2 protein-coding genes are annotated in these 1,526 nt (G+C 69.6%); both read left to right on the top strand.

Annotated elements, in window-relative coordinates:
* The first annotated feature begins 267 nt into the window (after positions 1 to 267).
* Entirely contained in the window at positions 268 to 606 is a 339-nt protein-coding gene (locus tag ABZ635_RS27105) for a hypothetical protein (RefSeq protein WP_357770083.1), read from the top strand.
* A 533-nt stretch (positions 607 to 1,139) separates the two neighbouring features.
* Positions 1,140 to 1,427, top strand: coding sequence for a hypothetical protein (locus ABZ635_RS27100; RefSeq protein WP_357770081.1), 288 nt, complete (start codon positions 1,140 to 1,142; stop codon positions 1,425 to 1,427).
* Positions 1,428 to 1,526: the final 99 nt, after the last annotated feature.

Below are 1,526 nucleotides of genomic sequence, written 5' to 3'. Positions count from 1 at the left end.
GCTGGGCACGGTCATCTGGGCCGAGTTCACCCTTCCGGCCTTGGCCAATGGGGGCGTTCGGTGACCGGTAGCACTCAGCTCAGCGATGGGGTGCGGTCCGTCTTGACCGCGCCCCGAGGCCGCCGGTTCCCGCGCTCCGGAGAACGCCCGCGGCGCACGTCCGTCCCTCGGATCGTTCCCTCCCGGAACGCGTCTTCTCAGGAATCCTCCTTGCGGCGCGTTCCGGCCCAGGCGCAAGCGTCTCGGCCGGGATCGCCGCAGCCGGAGATGCCCTGGGAGGAGACTCATCAGGCCAGGCAGGAACGCCTGCTCCGCCAGATGCACGGCAACCCCCGGGTCGCGTACATGCTCCAACACGGCCCGGTCCCGCACTGGGTCAAGGTCGCCCGCCACCACCGCGAACAGAAGGCCCGGGAAGCTCGACAGGCCGCCGCGAACGCCCGAACCGAGCTGCCGGAACCCGTGCGCCCCCGGGGCCGTCACCGCGCCCCGCGCCGCTGGTGGGCATGGCCCGTCACCGCCATGGGGGCGTCACTGCTCTACGGCCTGCACGTCCTGGGCACCGCCGGCCCGGCCCTGAACCACAACATCGGCATCCTGACCTAACCCAACACAAGAAGGACAGGGCCCGGAGGCGACAACGCCACCGGGCCCCACGCACGTTCTGGGACAGGTTCACGTCGACCACGTTTCAGTGGGGCGGTCGAATACCGACCGGTGGTGAAATCGGCACGCTGAGACGGTCGGTTCTGATGTACCGTCCCAAGGAGTCCCGGTCCCTCCGAAGCAAGGCATCCAACCGACGCAGATTCGGGAAACGCTGAGCCCTATGGAGATTGCTATCCGTATGTTCCCAGTGTCCGTATTTCGAGTAGTTGGGAAAACGGCCGCTTGCCGCTGGTAAGTTGCCAGGTCGAAGAGTCTGCTCCCCGCGCACGCGGGGATGGACCCTCCAGGGTGTGCGCCAGCCCGGCCATCAGGTTCTGCTCCCCGCGCACGCGGGGATGACCTTGCCGGTCCTACGGGCGTGCTCCCGCCGGGCTTCGCCACGGCCCACGGCGTATCCTGACCCCGCGAACGAGCGACGCACCACGGCGTGACCCCCCGTGTACCCGACCCCCCGAGGCAAGGTGGACGTCATGAGTGCACACCCCCGGAACGAACAGTCGTGGTCCGGCAGCGAGCTGGCCCGCTACGAGGCCGCACTGGAGGCGATCCACGGCGCGATGGGCGCCTACAGTGCCCTGATCGCTCACGAAGAGGCCAAGGACGCCCCCGATGAGCAGGTGATCGAGAAGGCAAGCGCTGGCCGACGCGCGTGCGTCCGCCGCCGTGAGAGCCTCGACCCCGCGAACGCGACCGACATCGCGCGGGTGCGTGCCGAGTTCAGCGCCCTGGCCGAAACGGTGCGGGCCTCCCGCCGGTGAAAGATCCCCGTCCGGCCTCGCGGGTGGGCCGACGTGTGGTCGGGTGGGCGATCGACTCCTCGCCCACGGCGGCGTTGACCACGAACGCTGACCGCCCGG

The sequence above is a fragment of the Nocardiopsis sp. NPDC007018 genome (genome assembly GCF_040635075.1).
Taxonomy (GTDB): Bacteria; Actinomycetota; Actinomycetes; order Streptosporangiales; family Streptosporangiaceae; genus Nocardiopsis.
Note: the sequence above shows the minus strand (reverse complement) of the source record. Positions and strands in the feature narration are given on the sequence as shown.

Coding starts and splice junctions, on each gene's coding strand:
- ABZ635_RS27105 (WP_357770083.1), top strand. CDS start 268: ATGCCCTGGGAGGAGACTCATCAGGCCAGGCAGGAACGCCTGCTCCGC.
- ABZ635_RS27100 (WP_357770081.1), top strand. CDS start 1,140: ATGAGTGCACACCCCCGGAACGAACAGTCGTGGTCCGGCAGCGAGCTG.